We start from the raw sequence: 18,707 nt of genomic DNA, 5'->3' as shown, positions 1-18,707 counted from the left end.
AGGTGGAGACTTGAAATTCCGGGGGGACTTTGAGGTCCCCCCGGAACTTATTATTTATTCGGACCCGGTTTTCCGGAAAGCCTGTACTATTTTACGGGGATGAAACCGGTGTCAGCAGCAAGCTTCTGACCTGCGGGGCTCATCATGAAGTCGATAAGAGCTTTGGTTTCACCGGTAGGTGCGCCGGGGGTGTAGAGGTTCAGGCCACGAGCGATGGGGTAGGAACCGTCTTTTGCAGTAGCAACAGAAGGAGCAACACCATTTACGACAACACCTTTGAGTTCTTTGTTCAGGTAAGCGAGGCCAACGTAACCGATTGCTTTTTTATTCTTGGCAACAGCCTGAGCAACAGCACCGTTGGAAGCCTGCAGAAGAGCACCGGGGAATACACGATGTTTCTTACCGTCTTTCTTCATGATTTTGCTTTTCCAGCAGTCGTAGGTACCGGAAGAAGTGTCACGGGAGATAACAACGATCTTTGCATCTTCGCCGCCAAGCTCATTCCAGTTGGTGATTTTACCGGTGTAGATACCCCAGAGCTGATCTTTGGAGAGTTTGGCAACGGGGTTAGCGGGGTTAACAACAGGAACGATGCAGTCAAGAGCAACGATGAACTGGGTGGGCTTGCGGCCGTTATCAGTTGCAGTCTGGATTTCGCCGCCTTTCATGTCGCGGGACATCATGGCGATATCAGTGGTGCCGTCGATCAGTGCTTTAGCACCGTTGGAAGAACCGCCACCGGAGATGGAGATGGAAACGTTGGGGTTAGCTTTCATAAAAGCTTCAGCAGCTTTCTGCATCAGGGGCAGAACAGTTGTGGAGCCTTTAACCTGAATGGAACCTGCGAATGCGGAACCTGTAAATGCCATTACCATAACAGCGACGAGAGCAATAATTTTTTTCATCTTTTTCCTCCAAAAATGGATTTTTGATTTCAGACTCAGTTCATTGTTACCGTGTCCGTTTTCTATCGTTGAGCAATTGTCTATCTGAACTTGGTTACAAACCTGTTACGTCCAAAAGAAAGATCCGTTACAGTGCAATTTTCTTTTGCTTTCTAGAGATTATGTAGATGGCACAGGCCTTGCTTCGTTTTCTGTACGGTCAAATTTATCAATGCGGAGCAGAACCCATGAAATGCAGATATGTCATAATTGGCGCGGGTCCAACCGGACTCGGTGCGGCCCGAAGGCTTTCCGAACTTGGGGAAAAATCTTTTATAGTACTGGAAAAAAATTCCTGGCCCGGCGGACTGGCTTCCAGCTTTAAGGATAAAAAAGGATTTACCTGGGATATAGGCGGACATGTCCTGTTCTCCCACTACGACTATTATGACAATCTGGTGGAAGAGCTTTTAAAAGGCGAATACACCGAGCATCTGCGCGAATCATGGGTTCGCGTCCTTAACAGCTGGGTGCCTTATCCTTTTCAGAACAACATCCGTTACCTGCCCAATCAGGAAAAATGGGAATGTGTGCGCGGCCTGCTGCCCGGAGAACGTTCTGAAGAGACTCCCGGTAATTTTATGGAATGGATTCACTCTGTATTCGGCAAGGGGATCGCAAAACATTTCATGGAACCGTACAACTACAAGGTCTGGGCAACCCGACCCGAGAATATGGCATTCTCATGGATAGGTGAACGGGTCAGCGTTGTAGACCTTCGTTCGGTGCTGAAGAATATCCTGCTCGAAAAAGACCATCTTTCATGGGGCCCAAACAATAAATTCAAATTTCCTCTTAAGGGGGGAACCGGTACTATCTTTAAAAAATTGGCTGCAACCGTAGCCGGGCATATTATATATGATACTCAGGTGACCGGAGTTGATCCCGAGAACAAATCAGTCACAGATGCGCAGGGCAATACTTTCGAATATGAATTCCTGCTCAGTACTGCTCCCATAGATATATTCTCTTCCCGCTGGCTGGCTTCCCCGGCGCAAAAATTGGTAAATGCAGCAGCGGCCCTAAAGCACAACAGTGTGATCGTTTCCGGGATCGGCTTATCCACTCCCCGCCCTGATTCCCGCTGCTGGATGTATTTTCCGGAGAATGACAGTCCCTTTTACAGGGTTACCAATTTTCATAACTATTCACCCAACAATACTCCTAGTCCGGGAACAGGACGGGCCTTGATGTGTGAAACTTCCTACTCTTCGGACAAAGTCATCAATAAACAAAACATCATGCAGCAGGTGGAAGACGGATTGGTCAATACCACCATGCTTAAAGATGAAGAACGCGATGAAATAATTTCCCGCTGGTCAATTAATGTGGATTACGGCTATCCGGTCCCTTGCCTGCAACGCGATGAAGCGTTAAAAGTCCTACAGCCTGCTCTTGAATCCAAAGGGATCTTCTCACGGGGCCGTTTCGGCGGCTGGAAGTACGAAGTATCCAACATGGATCATTCTGTAATGCAGGGCGTAGAATGGGCTGAACGGATGATTAACGGACAGCCGGAAACCACATACAGGATCAGTTAAGTACATGACAATTTCCTCCGCCACTTACGAACTTCGGCGGGAGAATGTCCGCAGACAGCTAAAAGACCGCGGGCATCCTCCTCTTCTGGTCAGTTTCGCAGCCAACCGTTACTACCTGAGCGGCTTTGAACTTCACGATCCCCAGTGCAATGAAACAGCCGGCTGGCTGATCATTGATCCTAAAGGACGCGACTTCCTGCTCACAGACCCCCGTTACCATGATGCGGCCCGCAAGGTCTGGAACGAAGATGATATTTTTATCTATTCGGGACGTAAATTTGATGCTCTGCGTGAGTTCTTCAAATCTAACGGACTTAAAAAGATTTCCTACGATCCCAAGTCCATCAATATTTTTGAACATGAAAAGCTGAATGACTTCTGTGAGCTGAAACCTGTCTCCGGATTGATAGAAGACCTGCGCTTGATCAAAGACGAAACCGAAATCAAGCTCATGGAAGAATCCTGCGCCCTGAACCATAAAGTTTACGAACTGCTTGAACCCAAACTTCAGCCCGGACGGACCGAAGCTGAAATCGCTTGGGATGTGGAACAGCTCTTCCGCAACAACGGAGCCTCAGAACTTTCCTTTCCTACTATTGTAGGCATCGGCCCCAACGCTGCCCTGCCCCATGCCATTCCCGGCAACGATAAGCTTGATGACGGATCACTGGTACTCATTGATATGGGTGGACGGGTCAACGATTACTGCTCCGACCAGACCCGGACCTTCTGGGTCGGCGACAAACCGTCTGACCGGTTTATCACTGTGCGTGATCAGGTTCAGGAAGCGCAGATGGAAGCCATCAAGGTCCTGCGTCCCGGCCTGCCAATCCAGCATGCCTACCACACCGCCAAAACTGTTTTTGAAAAATACGGGGTCGAAAAGTACTTTACCCATTCTCTGGGACACGGTATCGGCCTTGAGACACATGAGCCTCCCAGTGTCAGCCCCATTGCCACCGGCGAACTGAAGCCCGGCATGATAATCACGGTTGAGCCAGGCCTTTACTACTCAGACTGGGGCGGTATCCGCTGGGAATACATGGTGCTTATTACTGAAGACGGATATAAAATCTTATAAAAAACATCGAAGATATGGCCCGTAGAAAAAGAAAACCGCGTCCGCGTCCCCTGCCACCGCCGCCGGAAAATTCCAGCCGCATGTATATCCAGATTGCGCCTTCTGACATAGCAATCTTCCGCTTTCTCATGGAGGCCGTGGACAATCTCGCCCTGTTTACCATAGCCGACAGGTTCAAGGGAATTCTCCTGCTGCGTTACAGTCCGCATCAGGAACGAGAATTCCGCCAATTCATGAATGGATTAAAACAGGAAATCGACATTAAATTTTTGCCCAACCCTTCTGATCAGGCATAAGCAATTATTTTATTAACACTTTCTCAGCCCGGTGCGTATACGTACCGGGCTTTTCTGTTTCCGGTTACATTCCATGCGATATTAATTCAAAATACACAGTTAATACTTAGCCATCTCCCATATCAGAACACAGCAACAGAAAAACAACTCAGCCGCAACACGAACGTAACAAGGGATAACTATATAAAATTACTTTAATCAAATACATTGAGCAGTCTGCATATGAAATCTATTGCTTGCTATAATATGAAAGGTGGCGTCGGAAAAACAAGTTCTGCGGTGAACTTTGCCTATCTCAGTGCACAAAACGGCCTGCGAACCATAATCTGGGATCTTGACCCCCAAGGCGCAGCAACATTTCATCTCGGAATGGACCCACTGCAGGCAGCTAAACTGAAAAAACTGGTCAAAGATAAAAAACTGATCAAAACCCTGATCGAGCCCACTTCATACGAAAACCTTTCCGTCATCCCCGCCGGATTCGAATACCGCAATATGGATCTGGTCATGGACGACAGTAAAAAATCACGCAAAAAACTTAAAAAAATAGTAACTTCATTTGAAGATGACTACGATGTCTTTCTCTTCGACTGTCCGCCAAGTATTTCAAATCTTTCCGATACAATCTTCAGCACAGTTGAATTCATCCTCATGCCAGTGGTTCCGGCAATTATGCCGCAACAAAGCTTCATCACAGTAAAAGAATATCTGGATTCCATGGATGATGCCACAGCGGAACTGATCCCCTTCTTCAATATGGTCGACCGCCGCAAAAGCGGACACCGAAAAATCATGTGGGACAACCGAAAAACTTTTCCGCATATATTTTGCGAAAATTACATCCCCGCACGGGCTGATATTGAAAAAATGGGGATGCAACGGGCGCCGCTGCATGTATTTGCATCAAAATCAGATGCAGCACGGGCTTATTCCTTTCTCTGGAAAGAACTAATGGACAGAACCGGTATTGAGGCCGGGGGTAAATAAAACGGCTGCAGTCTCTGCCGATTCATAAATAAAAATATCCGTCGCTAGCCATATTACGCCCCATCTTCCATCCGCTACCGGCAATTTATCAACAGACGGTTTTTGTTGACACTTTTACAAGAACTATTCAATGATATACACTCTCTTGGGAACTATGAGAAATTCACTCCAGCTGTAACAATGCTGACTGAACCGGAAACAAGTGGAGCAGAGTATGGAAGAACGCAAAATGACCATTTTCGGAGTCGGTCTGAAAATTTTTAAGCCAACGATTATCTATGGCCTTGCCTCCTTGATCATAACCCTGATCTTCCCGAGGATATTTCTGATGACTTTCCTGCCAAGTGCGGCCTTCAACATTATGGGAGGCATATTGCTGGGCATAGGGATAGCTTTCCTTTTCATCAGCGGAGTTACAGTCAAAAAAGCTGTCACCGAGCAAAGACTGGAGACCACCGGAACATTCGCCATTGTGCGTAACCCGCTCTATTTTGCATGGATAGCCTTTATCTTCACCGGCAGTGCCATAGCAACACAGGCATGGCTGCTTTTTGGAATGAGCGGCATAGCATATTACAAATTCCTCCACCACATACCGGAAGAAGAAATTATGCTGGAAGAAGTCTTCGGCAAAGAATATATGGAGTACAAAAAACGGGTTCCCTCAATTGTACCGAACCTGAAAGAACTGCTCTAGGAATACACTAAGTAAACTAAAAAAAGTCCGGCCATGTGGCCGGACTTTTTTTTTGCGAAAATTCTTTTTTTGTCACTTCAACTGAAGCGAGAAGAGTCTATCACGTATCGCCGGTGCAATGGGGATGAGCCCTGCTGCGCGAAAACGGGACGTTATCTCCGCCCCTCCCGGCCACGGCGCATGACTCAAATGTCGGGGCATAGCGGGTGGAGCTTTTCTCCATCACAATACAGAACAGATCGCGGGGGAGAGCTCCTTCTTCGATCCGCTCAATGGACTTGATCTTAAAACCGCTGGCCAGACCTTTAAGCTTATCTTCACTGAAAAAATGAACTGCAAACTTCCCTATCTCGTACAGATTTTCTCCGAGATGTTCCCCGGCCCGATAATGGCGGTCAAAGATTGAACGGACGGAATATATTACCAGACCATCATTTTTAAGTACCCGGTGCATTTCACTCAGAGCGCAGGAAATTTCAGCCATGGTCAGCTCCATACACAACAGCATATGGGAGTAGCAGGCATCGAAGGAACCGGACTCAAAGGGAAGGGGCTTACGAATATCTAAACAGTGGGGATCAACATAGGAAGTGAGGGAAGAAGATGAGACTCTGGCGGAAATTTCATTGATGGCATGACGGGAATAATCAAGGGCAGTAACAGAAATGCCGTCTTCAGCAAAAAGAAATGTATCTCTCCCCTGACCGCATCCGGTCTCCAGAATAGAGCGCACATTATTTTCCCGAAACAGTTCAAGTGATTTTTTAGCAAGCACGCTGGGCTGTTGTCCGAAATAACTATCGGACTCTGAAAAAACATGATCCCAAAGCTCCTGCTGAGCAGTAATAGCATTCAATACCGGCTTCATTACCCCTCCTGAAATAACCAGTACGGTAGGTAATATTACAGCAAAGCAGACTTGGCAACAGCGGAGGCGATGCGATTAAGGATCTAATAAGATTATTTTTTGTCAAAAAACTTTCATGCCTAACGGCAGGCTAACCCTGCCTGTCCATACTCCGATAGTTGATAGCCTCGGCCAAGTGAGAGACCTGAATCATTTCCTCTGCAGCGAGGTCGGCAATGGTCCGTGAAATCCTTAAAATACGGGTATAAGCTCGAGCGGAAAGCCCCAGACTGCGTACTGCCTGCTCGAGAAAACCGTGTTCTGCTTCACCCAGTTTGCAGAATTTCTCAAGAGAAGAACCGGAAAGATCACTGTTGGTAAAAATAGCCAGATCCTTATAACGTTCGGCCTGAACACCCCGCACCCGCTCAATGTTAGTACGCATGGAGGCTGAATCCAATCCGGAAGAATCCCGCAAATCCTTATACTCCACAGCCGGGACCTCAATTTGCAGGTCGATGCGGTCCAGCAACGGACCGGAAAGCTTGGAGCGGTAACGGTTGACCGCTTGAGCGGAACAGGTACAGGCGTGATGCTCATCAGTATAATAACCGCAGGGGCAGGGATTCATTGCCGCCACCAGCATAAAATCAGCGGGATATGAAAGGGACATGGCTGCGCGAGAAATAGTGACTTCCCCTCCTTCAAGGGGCTGGCGCAGCACTTCCAGTACATTCTTCTTGAACTCCGGCAACTCGTCCAGAAACAAAACTCCGCGATGTGCGAGAGAGACTTCACCCGGCTTGGGATAAGCACCTCCGCCGATCAGTCCGGCATCGGAAATGGTGTGATGCGGTGCACGAAAAGGACGGGTGACCATCAAGGATTTCTCCCTATCCAACTGGCCGGAGACGCTGTAAATCTTGGTAACTTCCAGTGCTTCCTCAAAAACCAGCGGAGGGAGAACCGTGGGAATGCGCCGGGCCAGCATGGTCTTGCCGCTGCCGGGAGGACCGATAAACAGCAGATTATGATTACCTGCCGCCCCGATCTCAATGGCCCGCTTTGCGTGCTCCTGACCTTTCACTTCCGAGAAATCCATACCGAACGACTGCCGTCCAGACCAAAGCAGATCCGTATCTACAGTCGCCTGCTCAATGTTTTCCTCGCCGATCAAAAAATTCACCAATTGTGCAAGGGTCCCCACCCCGTAGACAGAAAGACCCTCTACAACTGCAGCCTCATTGACATTTTCAAGGCTCACAATCAAACCTTTTGCACCCTTACGCCGGGCTTCAATAGCCAGAGGAAGTATGCCGTGCACAGGCTTGACCATACCGCTTAAAGAAAGTTCACCCGCCAAAAACCAACCTTCAAGGGCTGACTGGTCTATGACTCCCGCCGCCCCCAACAAAGATACAGCCAGAGGGAGGTCATATGCGGACCCGGCTTTACGGATATCAGCCGGAGCTAAGTTAACAGTGATGCGTGAAGGCGGAATGCGGTAACCGCTGTTCTTGAGGGCTGAAAATACACGTTCCTTACTTTCTTTAACCGCCCCCTCGGCCAGACCGACCATTGTAAAGGCAGGCATCCCCTGCCGGGTCAGATCGACTTCGAGATCAACTTTAAACGCATCAATGCCCATGAGGGCCCCACAGGAAACTTTCGCTATCATTGGACTTCCAGCACTCAAAAATTGGTATTTAAATTTATAATCGACCTTTAGATATCTGGTTTGCTTAACCAAAGCAAGAGCGCAGTAACGAATCCAAAATTACTCTTTAATATTCTCAGACCAATTCTTGGCTCCACCTTTCTTCACAAAATCAACAATCTTATAATCTACGCGCAGGATATGATCCAGCAGCCACCTAGTCAGCAGCTCCTTTATTTCATGGGTAAAAACATCCTCTTTATGAAAACGGGCAGCACGAAATGACTTCACTTTGTTTTTGAGGACTGCATGCTGCTGGCGGTGCTCTGAAAGATGAGGGTATCCGACCTTTTCCATGTATTTTTCCTCAGCATTGAAATGGTAAACAGTATATTCATGCAGCCGTTGCAAAACTTCATCTATTGCAGAGTCTGTTTCATTGCGGTCAAAGGCTTCAAATACATTATTAATTATAGAGATCAACTCCTTATGTTGATCGTCTATTTCCTTGATTCCCAGATTCAACCCATTATGCCACTCTATCCTGCCCATCAGGTCCCCCACATGCTGAATACAATCCAATTGGAATTTAATTATACACCATTTAAGAAAACCGTTGCAACAAGACTACCTTTTCAGCCCAAGAGCAGCATAAACAGCCCCCATGTCAACGTTCTCGCGGACAACTGAGGCAAGGCGGTCCAGCCCTTCCTCCATATTGAAAATAGATTGCACTTTGCCCAGCTTGGGCAACCCCTTGCGAGTACGCAGGAAGTCCACAAACCAACGCCGAAATTCATCCGCATCAAAAACACCATGCAGATAAGTCCCCCAGATCAGACCGGACTTGGAGCCGAAGCCAAGAGCCTTGGAAACCGGCACCCCACCGGTAATACCCTGCGGGACAATAGCCGCCCGCACCGTGGGCAACAACGGTTCGGTCTTTCCATGATGAATTTCATAGCCGACCACCTCCAGCTTGCTCTGGGAATGCATTCCAGTGGTTCGGGTAAGGGTCTTCTCCGGGGCAAGGGTGGTCTGCAAAGGGAGTAATCCCAAGCCTTGCGCCGATCCCCCGGACTCGATTTCATCGGGGTCGCTGATAAACTGTCCCAGCATCTGGAAACCGCCGCAGATTCCGACAATTACCGTCTGATCGCGCAACGCGGCAACAGCTTCGGCAAGTCCGCTCTCCTGCAGATGGGCCAGATCAGCCAAAGTTGATTTGCTGCCCGGAAGGATAACCGCGTCCGGCTTGCCAAGGTCTTCAACTTTATCCACAATCCGCAAATTTACATCCGGTTCGCCTTTCAAAGAATCAAGGTCCGTAAAATTTGAAATACGCGGCAGGTCAATGCAGACGACATCCACACAATCTTTATGCTTGCCTTTCGAACCGGATTTCCGCAAATCTTCTTTGAATGAAACAGAATCCTCATCCGGCAGTCCCAGATTAGCGATAAACGGAATTGTGCCTAGCACCGGTTTCCCGGTATGGTTGAAGGTAAAATCAAGGGCAGGGGTCAAAAGAGATGCATCCCCTCTAAATTTGTTCAGCAGAAATCCGCAGACAAGCTCACGCTCCTTAAATTCAAGCAGATCCATAGTTCCGGCAAGGGAGGCAAATACCCCGCCCCGGTCAATGTCCCCGGCAATAAGCACCTTGGCTTGGGCATATTCAGCCATGGCCATATTCACGATATCGTGCTGCTTGAGATTTATTTCAGCCGGACTTCCCGCTCCTTCAAGAACCATCACATCAGCATCGGCACTCAGGGAATCGTAAGCTTCTTTCACTGCTTCAAAGGCTGTGGGCTTATATTCCATATATTTTTGGACCTTCATATTGCCCACAGGCTTACCCATGACAATAACCTGCGATCCGATATCACTGCCGGGTTTAAGCAGGACCGGATTCATACGCACATCCGGGGACAGCTTACATGCTGCAGCCTGAGTAACCTGCGCCCGGCCCATTTCCAGACCGTCGTCAGTCACAAAAGAATTAAGCGACATATTCTGTGCCTTGAACGGGGCAACCTTGAATCCGTCCTGCAAAAAAATACGGCAAAAGGCAGCGGCAAGAATGGATTTACCAGCATTGGAACAAGTCCCCTGTATCATCAAGGCCGGGGTTTTCTTAGGCTTCGGTGTAGAAATGTCCATGCCGGAGAAAGAACGCAACCCGTCAAGCAAGACCCTGTTTTCCTTTTCAGTACGCACGGCAATGCGGAAGTAAGTTGAATCCAGTCCGTCAAAATTGTCACAATGGCGCACAGCCACCCGGTTTTTAATCAGATGCTCAATCAGAGCGGAGGCATCCATTCCCACCCGCTGCACCTGACAAAGCATGAAATTTGCCTGCGAAGGCAAAGCCCGGATGCCGGGAATTTCCCGAAGCCCCTTCACCAAAGCCTCTCGCAAATCGGTGGCAGCCTCAATGGATTTGCGCTCGTATTCCTCATCACGCAGACAACGCAAGCCCACCTTCTGGGCCAGAATATTCACAGACCAGCAAGGCAGAACATTTTTTATCTCCATGATGATATCCGGTGCGGCAAAAGCCAGCCCCAGACGCAAGCCGGGAATAGCGTAAAATTTGGTCATGGAAACAATAGTGATGACATTGGGCGGACGTCGGCCTGCCAGACGTTCCAGTCCCGGAACAAAATCGGCAAAGGACTCATCAATCACAAAGCGGGAATCAGGATGTTTGCGGGCCAATGCCTTCAATTCATCAGGATCAAAAGCTGTTCCGGTAGGATTGTTGGGCTGGGCCAGAAAAACCAAAGCAGGAGATACAGCAAGAAAGGAAGAAAGCGTTTCGAAATCCGGGGCAAAAGCACGTTGCGGGTCAAGGGGAATATGCTCAGTCTTCAATCCCGCCAATTTGCAGGAACGCGCATAATCAACGTAACAGGGAACCGGAATCACGGCTCTTTTGAATCCGCCCACTCGGGCAATGGCCGCTATCAGTTCAGAGGCTCCGTTACCGGCCAGACATTCCGTGGGCCAGACCGAATATTTTTCGCAGGCTGCTAAAGTAAGCTCCGAACATTCCGGATCAGGATAACGGTCAACCTCATTCAACGCCCGGACCACCTCCTGCTGCAACCACGAAGGAGGGCCAAGCGGATTTATATTAGCCGAAAAATCCACAATCTTGGAAGAAGGACACCCGGCCCGCTCCGCCAGTTGGCGCAGGTTGCCGCCATGGGAATATTTCCTTTTCTCCGCCTCTACTTCAGCAAGTTGCTCTTTTAAGGACTGCTCGTTAAAAGACTTCATACGCTTTCTCCGTGTGATGAAGGAAATTTATATTCAAGGTATAACTGGAAATGAAGCCGGGTTCAAACAGGAGTTTGAACTTCACGCTGGCGAAGCAAACAAAGACCTTATACCCTCAAAAAAACAAAATACTGACCAAAATCAGGGGACACACAATGAAGTATCAGGCCATCAATTTCAAGGATAAACTTTCGAAATTCAACGAACATTGGTCACCGCGCGTAGTTGCGGAAATGAACGATTACCAGTTCAAACTTGCCAAACTGAAAGGTGAATTCGTCTGGCATGACCACAAGGACACTGATGAGACATTCATGGTTATTGAAGGAGAATTGGACATCCTTTTCAGGGACGGGAAAGTAACCCTGAATGCAGGTGAAATGTATGTAATCCCCAAAGGAATAGAGCATAAACCGGTTGCGGCAGAAGAATGCAGGGTCATGCTCATTGAACCGCGCGGAGTAGTAAACACCGGAGATGCCGACGGCGGTGACTTTACTGCCGAGAATGATGTCTGGATTTAATCCCCAGCACCTCGGCAACATTGCATAACAATTGTTTTTTATCCGCTCTCACAAGGGGAGTAGGAGCGCTCTGTTTTTGCATGACCTGCGCCAGCACCTGTGGAAGTTCAACCAGATCCTGATATTCATATACCCCGGCACATCCGCCATAACTTCTGGCGGCATGCTGGCTGGCGACAACAGGAATGCCGGCCCGCAGCAGTTCAGGAATTTTGGTCAACGCTCCAGCGCCGACATCCTGATGCAACACGCAGGCTATACATTCACTTAAAAGGGAACCCAGCTTTTCGTCATCCACCCCACCTGCAACTATTACTGATGCAGGCATGTTTTCCTGTATAAAAAAACGCTCGACACCATACCCGGCAAGAACAAGGGGCAACTGTCCTCCGGTAAGACCTGGCCAGTTCTCAACCAGCCTTTTCATTCCGAATAAGGTCGGCGGGTTAAATGCTGTCCCCATGCAGAGACAAAATTTTTTTTCTGATTTTCGCCGGGAGATACGAATTCCGGCCAACTGGGCTTCGACGTCCGCTGAAGGGAAATACGGAAAGTTATAGCACTCCACCCCCATATTCCTGAGCAGCCACGCATCCTCACGGGCAATGGTCACGCACAGCCCGGAACTCATAGCAGTACGAACTTCCTCCTGAAGAACATCCCACTGAGGTTTAATCTCCATACTTCGCGGAAGAAACGCCTCAATATTATGAATCACCGAAACTACCGGAATACCTTTTTCCGCAAAGACCCTCATTGTATGGGGAAAAAAGACAGGATCATCGACAACCGCACCTTTGATGGCGGACGACGCCACGGCCTCAGCAAGCGACCTGTCCGTACTCAACTGTGAAGCAATATGACCGTTGAAACCATATAGAGAATCAAAATCCCGGTCCGGGGAAAACAGAACTGAGTCACTGTTGAACTCCCCGCCCCCGGCATAAGGAGATATATTCGCAAGCCGAACCCCCAGCTCTGCAAAAAGCTCGGCCATCTGCCTTGTGCGCCTGTTGCCACCGTGTCCGCCTGCTTTAACTGCAAAACGCGTTATGTAAACAAATTCGGGCAGCACTACTTCCCCCCCGGATTCGGAGCATAAAATCCTGTACATCCGCGACACAGCTCAATCTCATCCTTACGCCCTTCCTTGAAGGCCCGGATCATCGCCTGCCGGACAGGATGGGCGGCAAGTTCTCCAAGAGTATTTTCCAGAACAGAGCCGAATACTCCACGCTCATTAAGATCGTTGCAGCAGACAGTAACCTTGCCGTCGGGCAGTACAACCAGATTTTTTTGCAGCAGAAAACAGACTTCGCCCAGCCGCTGCTCGGCGATCACCCGGTAACCGCTGTCATCAACGCCTAAATCCACACTGCCGTCCCAATTGTGCGGATTGCGCACACTGACCTTATCGGCAAGCTGTAAAAGAGCGGCAAAGTCCGGATCCAGCTTGTTGTCCGGCACCCCCTCCGCAGGAATCATGCAGATTATCTCTGTCTGCACAGGCACTTTGGACCGGTGATTGATTTCCATAAAAGACTGCACGTTACGCCTGACCACATCCCACTTGGCGCCTTTGCGAATAGATTCAAATGCTGCTGGCGATCCGCCGTCAATACTGAAACGGACCTGCGTAACCGCCCTGCTGCGACAAATCTGTTCGGAAACTTTAGGGGTCAACAACATACCGTTGGTAAGAAGCCCTATAGTTACAGAGGAAGGGATGGATGGACGATGACGGCGGATGACTGAAAGCATTCCCGGCAAATCGGGATGCAGCAGAGTCTCCCCGCCATTATGCAGGTCGATACGACGCAGATTTTTGAATACCCCGGAACCAACCTCCTCCATCACCTTTTCCAGCACTTCACGGGGCATGACCTTACGCTCCTTTCCATGATCCAAGGAGCACCATTTGCAACGCAGGTTACAGGAAGAATTGAATTCCAGATTAAGCAGAGTAATTGAATCGGCATGTGACATAGCAGGCAGAGTACGCCAACTCGCCAAGCTTTCAAAGTTTTTTATTGCAGGAAGAACCTGCTCTCACTAAAAACACTGCTGCTCAGATTCAGCGGGAATACTTAATCAAAATATTTTTAACTTCGCCAGTCTGGGTAGGTTTTGACAAATAATCACTCATTCCTGCTGCAAGGAATTCTTCCTTATCACCGGTCATGGCATAAGCAGTACATGCGATGATGGGTATTTCCTTATTCGACTCTCCCGCCGCCCCGGCCCGGATAAGGGAAGTGGCCTCAAGTCCCCCCATATTCGGCATTTGAATATCCATGAAGATCAAATCGAACTCCCCGTCATTTTCATTAAGCAGCTTAATAACTTCACAACCGTCTCCGGCAATTGACACCGTGCACCCCAGTCTCTCAAGAAGACCCTTGAGCGTGAGCAGATTTATTTCTTCGTCTTCAGCAATGAGTACATTAAAATCCTGAATCCCCATGCTGTTTTCATTCAAGGGGCTTTCAACGTTCTCCAGCCCCCGGTCAGCATGCTCAAACTCCAGACAGAAATAAACAGAAGTCCCGACATTGACTTCACTGACAATGGAAAGATTACCGCCCATCAAGTCCAGAAGCTTCTTCACAATGGACAACCCCAGACCGGCCCCTTCATAACTGCGGGTCCTGCTGGCATCAGCCTGTGTAAAACAAGTAAATATTGATTCCAGCTTACTGTCTTCAATTCCTATTCCCGAATCAGATACAGAGAATAGAATTCTATGCATACCGGGATGTCTGCTACTCAGGGAATACGCTTTTACTGAAATACTGCCGTTATCAGTAAACTTCAGGGCATTACCAATCAGGTTATTAAATATCTGGTGCAGCCTGTTGCTGTCTCCGGACAATCTTTCCGGCAGATTTCCATCTATATCAAAACGCAGATCCACATTTTTCTGAACAGCTACGGGCTTGAACAGTGAATAGACCGAGCTTAAGACATCACCCAGAACAAACTCCGCATTAACTATCTGCAAATTTCCCGATTCAATCATTGAGATATCAAGCACATCGCTTAGTAACCGGGTCAACCGCCTGCAGGACTCCATGGCAAAATCAACACGTTCAACCTGCTGCTGCTTGAGTCCATCCATATGCATCAACTGCAGCATTCCCATAATACCGTTAAGCGGAGTGCGCACCTCATGAGACATATTAGCCAGAAACTCCGATTTTGCGGTATTGGCAGCTTCAGCATCCTGCTTTGCGGCAATCAATTTTCCTTCAATTTCTTTCCTCTTGGTAATATCAAGGGCCGTAAAGCAGATTCCTTTTGACCAGTCTTTATAGTCCAGTGGCTTTGAACTCAAAATGATATGTATAATGCTTCCATCTTTACGTTTAATCCTTGTTTCAACGGAGCCGACCCCTTTTTCTTGAATCTGGGAATATTTATATTTTGTTACGTAATTATAATCATCGTCAGTCGGATATACCTTACGCGAAGGGAAACCTATCAATTCATCTCTCGAATACCCTGTCATTTCGCAAAAAAAATCATTCACCTCTTGAAAAACGCGCTCAACCACCATCCCTATACCGATGGGAGCTGCAGAGAGAATTGTTCCCAGTTGAACTTCCTTTGCTTCCAAAAGTCTTTCTGTTTTCCTCTGCCTATTCTCAAATAAAGTATATGAATTGAAAACAGCACCTGTCATTGCACCAAAAACAAATGGAACAACAAAAGATTGCAAGGCCAAGGGCCAGCCCATATAAATTTTCTGAACAGCGGAAAGCAGGCACAAAACAATTGCCCCACAAATAGCTGCAAGAATAAAACGCAAGGCTGAAAGCATATACCCTCCTCGCTTAGTTCTAACATCTATCAACAGGTCATTTCAACATCAACATTGTTAATTACCTTTCAGCACATAAAACTAAAGCCCCGGCACATAACGTACCGGGGCTTTCATATATCCAGCTTTCAACTTGCTGTCGGCTAGTGCAGGATGTCTCCAATCCTCTCCCAGCGAACTGTCTTGGGACCACCCCAAGACCAATAGATAATCCACGCCTTTCCTAAGATGTTCTCTCTGGGGACATTGCCCCAGAATCTGGAATCGTTGGAGCCATCACGGTTGTCGCCCATGACGAAATACTCGTTTTCGGGGATTACCCGAGGCGGCATATTGTCGCGCAGAGTTGAAACGTGGGTGGTATCGGTATACTGCACGTAAGGTTCAACAAGTTCCTTACCGTTCACAAAAACCTTCTTGTTTTTGATCTCCACAGTATCACCGGGTACGCCGATAACCCTTTTAATATAATCCTTGCTGGGATCTCCGGGATATCTGAAGACAATAATGTCCTGATATTCAGGGTCACCCACCGGCACGATCACCTTCCCGGTAAAGGGAACTTTCACGCCGTAGGAAAATTTATTTACCAGCAGGTGGTCTCCGATCTGGAGGGTCTGCAGCATGGAACCGGACGGAATCTTGAAGGCCTGCACAATAAAGGTTCGGATGAAAAGAGCCAGTATGAGTGCGATAAAAAGAGCTTCAATATATTCCTTCACAGTGCTCTGCCATCTGGGATTCATAATAATATCCTTATAGTTTCCTGCGATTAACGCAGGGCGAGTCGTTTTTACCTCAGAGCGTCCGTTATTCTTCGCCGGCCTTAAGGACAGCCATGAACGCTTCCTGCGGAATTTCAACATTACCCATCTTCTTCATGCGCTTTTTACCTTCCTTCTGTTTTTCCAGAAGTTTGCGCTTACGGGTAATATCCCCGCCATAACATTTGGCGGTAACGTTTTTCCTGAACGGGGCCACCCGTTCCTTGGCGATGATCTTGCGACCGATCGCGGCCTGAATAACAATCTCAAACATCTGGCGCGGAATAGCCCGTTTCAGCTTGAGGGCAAGTGAACGTCCGAAAGGATAAGCAGAATCCTTATGGACAATGGCTGAGAAGGCATCCACCGGGTCAGTGTTAATCAGGATGTCGAGCTTTACCAGATTCGATTCACGGTAATCAATAATCTCGTAATCAAGGGAAGCATAGCCCTTGGTGTGCGATTTGAGCTTGTCAAAGAAGTCGTACATGATTTCCGCAAAGGGAACTTCATAAGTAATGATAACCCTTGAAGATGTCAGATAACGCATGTCCTTCTGGATTCCGCGTTTTTCCTCACAAAGCTTGAGCACAGCGCCAACATAATCGTTGGGCACGTGAATTTCAAGACGGCAGAAGGGTTCAGCCAGCGATTCAAGCTCACCGCCGTCGGGCATCTTGCTGGGGTTATCGATTTCAAGAACATCACCGTTGTTCAGTCTTGCCTGATAAACAACCGAAGGTGCGGTGGCTATGAGCTTAGCCTGAAACTCACGTTCCAGACGTTCCTGAATGATTTCCATATGCAGCAGGCCGAGAAAACCGCAACGGAAACCGAAACCAAGGGCGGTTGATGTTTCCGGCTCAAAAGAAAACGCGGTGTCGTTGAGCTGCAATTTTTCCAAAGCGGCCTTAAGCGGTTCATACTCGGCAGGTTCCACCGGATAGAGTCCACAAAAAACCATAGGCTTTACTTCCTGAAAACCGGGAAAAGGATCTTTCACCGGATCTGCCGCCAAGGTAATGGTATCGCCCACAGGCGCATCATTGAGTTCCTTCATGCTGGCACAGAGAAAACCTACCTCACCCGCGGCCAGAACCTTGGTATTCTGCGGCTCGGGGGTATAAACACCCAGTGTGGTCACATCAAAGGTTCGCCCGGTGGAATGAATCTGAATCCTGTCACCCTTCTTGATAGTTCCGTCCAGAATCCTGAACAAAACAACGACTCCCTGATAGGAATCGTACCAGGAATCAAAGATCAGGGCCTTGAGCGGAGCATCAGGATCTCCTTCCGGCGGAGGCAGATCAGTAACAATCGCTTCCAGCACATCCTCTACATTCAGCCCGGTTTTGGCACTGATCATGAGCGGATCGGAGCAGTCCAACCCGATGACTTCCTCGATTTCCTGCGCCACGCGTTCGCAATCTGAACTGGGCAGGTCTACCTTGTTGAGCACAGGCACAATTTCAAGGTCGTGGTCCAGTGCCAGAAATACGTTGGCGAGAGTCTGCGCCTCCACACCCTGCGTGGAATCAACCACCAGCAGAGCACCTTCGGACGCCGCAAGGCTTCGGGAAACCTCATAGCTGAAGTCCACGTGACCGGGGGTATCAATCAGGTTAAGAATATATTCCTTACCATCTTTGGCCTTGTAAGGGATACGTACAGTCTGGGCCTTGATGGTGATGCCCCGCTCCTGTTCCAGTTCCATTTTATCAAGGTACTGGTCCTTTTTTTCACGCTCGGATACCATTCCGGTGATTTCAAGGATACGGTCCGCAAGGGTGGACTTGCCGTGATCGATATGTGCGATAATACTGAAATTTCTTATTTTATCTAATTTAGCCATATAGTGTAATGTCGGCGGCCGTCATGGACCGTCGGCTTATAGTTATCTGCTTTGTTATTCCCCGCTCCCGCATGGAGCAGAGTAAAGGGACTTCTTATTACGGTATTTGTGAGCCGCTGTCTAATATGTAATTACGGTCCCGGCAAGCTTAAACTGGAACGGCAGGCCGGAAGACTAGCGTAACCGGAATATATTTAATACCAAAAGAAATGTTGCAGATTTATAACAAAAGCAATTGATTGACCCATCAATTTATATTAAAGAGAAAATCAGGTCTATGTAAATTAATACTGCTGAGGCATTCTATCTTGTGTTCAAGCTCCAATGATCCTTAAGGGATAGAGGGAAAAAGGACCACGCGGGCGGGCAAAAAAAGGACGGAATCAGACCTCAATTCGAAGGCTATTAC

General features: G+C 48.2%; 16 protein-coding genes. 6 read left to right on the top strand and 10 right to left on the bottom strand.

Annotated elements, in window-relative coordinates; all coding sequences use genetic code 11:
- Positions 1–86: 86 nt before the first annotated feature.
- A complete protein-coding gene (locus ACKU41_RS13535; RefSeq protein ID WP_321401518.1) occupies positions 87–905 on the bottom strand; it encodes a PstS family phosphate ABC transporter substrate-binding protein in 819 nt (272 codons plus the stop codon).
- A gap of 227 nt (positions 906–1,132) precedes the next feature.
- Here ACKU41_RS13535 and ACKU41_RS13530 point away from each other — a divergent pair, with 227 nt between their 5' ends.
- The 5 genes from ACKU41_RS13530 (at position 1,133) to ACKU41_RS13510 (ending at position 5,546) form a co-directional block, all read left to right on the top strand.
- Entirely contained in the window at positions 1,133–2,485 is a 1,353-nt protein-coding gene (locus tag ACKU41_RS13530; protein ID WP_321401516.1) for an FAD-dependent oxidoreductase, read from the top strand.
- A gap of 4 nt (positions 2,486–2,489) precedes the next feature.
- Complete coding sequence (locus ACKU41_RS13525) at positions 2,490–3,566, top strand: aminopeptidase P family protein (protein ID WP_319777914.1); 1,077 nt, start codon at positions 2,490–2,492, stop codon at positions 3,564–3,566.
- A gap of 14 nt (positions 3,567–3,580) precedes the next feature.
- A complete protein-coding gene (locus tag ACKU41_RS13520) occupies positions 3,581–3,862 on the top strand; it encodes a DUF4911 domain-containing protein (RefSeq protein ID WP_321401514.1) in 282 nt (93 codons plus the stop codon).
- A gap of 222 nt (positions 3,863–4,084) precedes the next feature.
- The gene (locus tag ACKU41_RS13515) at positions 4,085–4,849 is read left to right on the top strand and encodes a ParA family protein (RefSeq protein WP_319777912.1); all 765 of its coding nucleotides are present in this window, start codon (positions 4,085–4,087) and stop codon (positions 4,847–4,849) included.
- A 214-nt stretch (positions 4,850–5,063) separates the two neighbouring features.
- Entirely contained in the window at positions 5,064–5,546 is a 483-nt protein-coding gene (locus ACKU41_RS13510) for an isoprenylcysteine carboxylmethyltransferase family protein (RefSeq protein WP_319777911.1), read from the top strand.
- 100 nt (positions 5,547–5,646) lie between these two features.
- Here ACKU41_RS13510 and ACKU41_RS13505 read toward each other — a convergent pair whose 3' ends face one another.
- The 4 genes from ACKU41_RS13505 to ACKU41_RS13490 all read right to left on the bottom strand — a co-directional run bounded on the left by ACKU41_RS13505 (position 5,647) and on the right by ACKU41_RS13490 (position 11,338).
- Entirely contained in the window at positions 5,647–6,414 is a 768-nt protein-coding gene (locus tag ACKU41_RS13505) for a class I SAM-dependent methyltransferase (protein ID WP_321401511.1), read from the bottom strand.
- A 130-nt stretch (positions 6,415–6,544) separates the two neighbouring features.
- The gene (locus ACKU41_RS13500; RefSeq protein WP_321401509.1) at positions 6,545–8,071 is read right to left on the bottom strand and encodes a YifB family Mg chelatase-like AAA ATPase; all 1,527 of its coding nucleotides are present in this window, start codon (positions 8,069–8,071) and stop codon (positions 6,545–6,547) included.
- A 99-nt stretch (positions 8,072–8,170) separates the two neighbouring features.
- The gene (locus tag ACKU41_RS13495; protein ID WP_321401508.1) at positions 8,171–8,602 is read right to left on the bottom strand and encodes a bacteriohemerythrin; all 432 of its coding nucleotides are present in this window, start codon (positions 8,600–8,602) and stop codon (positions 8,171–8,173) included.
- 75 nt (positions 8,603–8,677) lie between these two features.
- Entirely contained in the window at positions 8,678–11,338 is a 2,661-nt protein-coding gene (locus ACKU41_RS13490; RefSeq protein WP_321401507.1) for a cobyric acid synthase, read from the bottom strand.
- Positions 11,339–11,493: 155 nt separating this feature from the next.
- On the opposite strand from ACKU41_RS13490, the gene ACKU41_RS13485 reads away from it, so the two are divergent.
- Positions 11,494–11,862, top strand: coding sequence for a cupin domain-containing protein (locus ACKU41_RS13485; protein WP_321401506.1), 369 nt, complete (start codon positions 11,494–11,496; stop codon positions 11,860–11,862).
- Here ACKU41_RS13485 and ACKU41_RS13480 read toward each other — a convergent pair.
- The 5 genes from ACKU41_RS13480 to lepA all read right to left on the bottom strand — a co-directional run bounded on the left by ACKU41_RS13480 (position 11,834) and on the right by lepA (position 18,298).
- Entirely contained in the window at positions 11,834–12,937 is a 1,104-nt protein-coding gene (locus tag ACKU41_RS13480; RefSeq protein ID WP_321401505.1) for a hypothetical protein, read from the bottom strand. The genes ACKU41_RS13485 and ACKU41_RS13480 overlap by 29 nt on opposite strands.
- Positions 12,937–13,848 (bottom strand): radical SAM protein, encoded by a 912-nt coding sequence (locus ACKU41_RS13475; protein WP_321401502.1) that lies wholly within the window; start codon positions 13,846–13,848, stop codon positions 12,937–12,939. Before ACKU41_RS13475 ends, ACKU41_RS13480 begins: the two co-directional genes overlap by 1 nt.
- Positions 13,849–13,936: 88 nt before the next feature.
- On the bottom strand, positions 13,937–15,682 hold the full coding sequence (locus ACKU41_RS13470; protein WP_321401500.1) for an ATP-binding protein: 1,746 nt from the start codon (positions 15,680–15,682) through the stop codon (positions 13,937–13,939).
- Between the two features lie 143 nt (positions 15,683–15,825).
- On the bottom strand, positions 15,826–16,428 hold the full coding sequence (lepB, locus tag ACKU41_RS13465; RefSeq protein WP_319777901.1) for a signal peptidase I: 603 nt from the start codon (positions 16,426–16,428) through the stop codon (positions 15,826–15,828).
- A gap of 64 nt (positions 16,429–16,492) precedes the next feature.
- Positions 16,493–18,298 (bottom strand): translation elongation factor 4, encoded by a 1,806-nt coding sequence (lepA, locus tag ACKU41_RS13460; RefSeq protein ID WP_321401498.1) that lies wholly within the window; start codon positions 18,296–18,298, stop codon positions 16,493–16,495.
- Positions 18,299–18,707 lie beyond the last annotated feature (409 nt).

The organism is Maridesulfovibrio sp. (genome assembly GCF_963678865.1).
Lineage (GTDB): Bacteria > Desulfobacterota > Desulfovibrionia > Desulfovibrionales > Desulfovibrionaceae > Maridesulfovibrio.
The sequence above is the reverse complement of the archived record's forward strand: the minus strand, read 5'-3'. Positions and strand labels throughout refer to the sequence as shown.

Coding starts and splice junctions, on each gene's coding strand:
- ACKU41_RS13530 (WP_321401516.1), top strand. CDS start 1,133: ATGAAATGCAGATATGTCATAATTGGCGCGGGTCCAACCGGACTCGGT.
- ACKU41_RS13500 (WP_321401509.1), bottom strand. CDS start 8,071: ATGATAGCGAAAGTTTCCTGTGGGGCCCTCATGGGCATTGATGCGTTT.
- ACKU41_RS13515 (WP_319777912.1), top strand. CDS start 4,085: ATGAAATCTATTGCTTGCTATAATATGAAAGGTGGCGTCGGAAAAACA.
- ACKU41_RS13485 (WP_321401506.1), top strand. CDS start 11,494: ATGAAGTATCAGGCCATCAATTTCAAGGATAAACTTTCGAAATTCAAC.
- ACKU41_RS13475 (WP_321401502.1), bottom strand. CDS start 13,848: ATGTCACATGCCGATTCAATTACTCTGCTTAATCTGGAATTCAATTCT.
- lepB (WP_319777901.1), bottom strand. CDS start 16,428: ATGAATCCCAGATGGCAGAGCACTGTGAAGGAATATATTGAAGCTCTT.
- ACKU41_RS13535 (WP_321401518.1), bottom strand. CDS start 905: ATGAAAAAAATTATTGCTCTCGTCGCTGTTATGGTAATGGCATTTACA.
- lepA (WP_321401498.1), bottom strand. CDS start 18,298: ATGGCTAAATTAGATAAAATAAGAAATTTCAGTATTATCGCACATATC.
- ACKU41_RS13505 (WP_321401511.1), bottom strand. CDS start 6,414: ATGAAGCCGGTATTGAATGCTATTACTGCTCAGCAGGAGCTTTGGGAT.
- ACKU41_RS13495 (WP_321401508.1), bottom strand. CDS start 8,602: ATGGGCAGGATAGAGTGGCATAATGGGTTGAATCTGGGAATCAAGGAA.
- ACKU41_RS13510 (WP_319777911.1), top strand. CDS start 5,064: ATGGAAGAACGCAAAATGACCATTTTCGGAGTCGGTCTGAAAATTTTT.
- ACKU41_RS13490 (WP_321401507.1), bottom strand. CDS start 11,338: ATGAAGTCTTTTAACGAGCAGTCCTTAAAAGAGCAACTTGCTGAAGTA.
- ACKU41_RS13525 (WP_319777914.1), top strand. CDS start 2,490: ATGACAATTTCCTCCGCCACTTACGAACTTCGGCGGGAGAATGTCCGC.
- ACKU41_RS13470 (WP_321401500.1), bottom strand. CDS start 15,682: ATGCTTTCAGCCTTGCGTTTTATTCTTGCAGCTATTTGTGGGGCAATT.
- ACKU41_RS13520 (WP_321401514.1), top strand. CDS start 3,581: ATGGCCCGTAGAAAAAGAAAACCGCGTCCGCGTCCCCTGCCACCGCCG.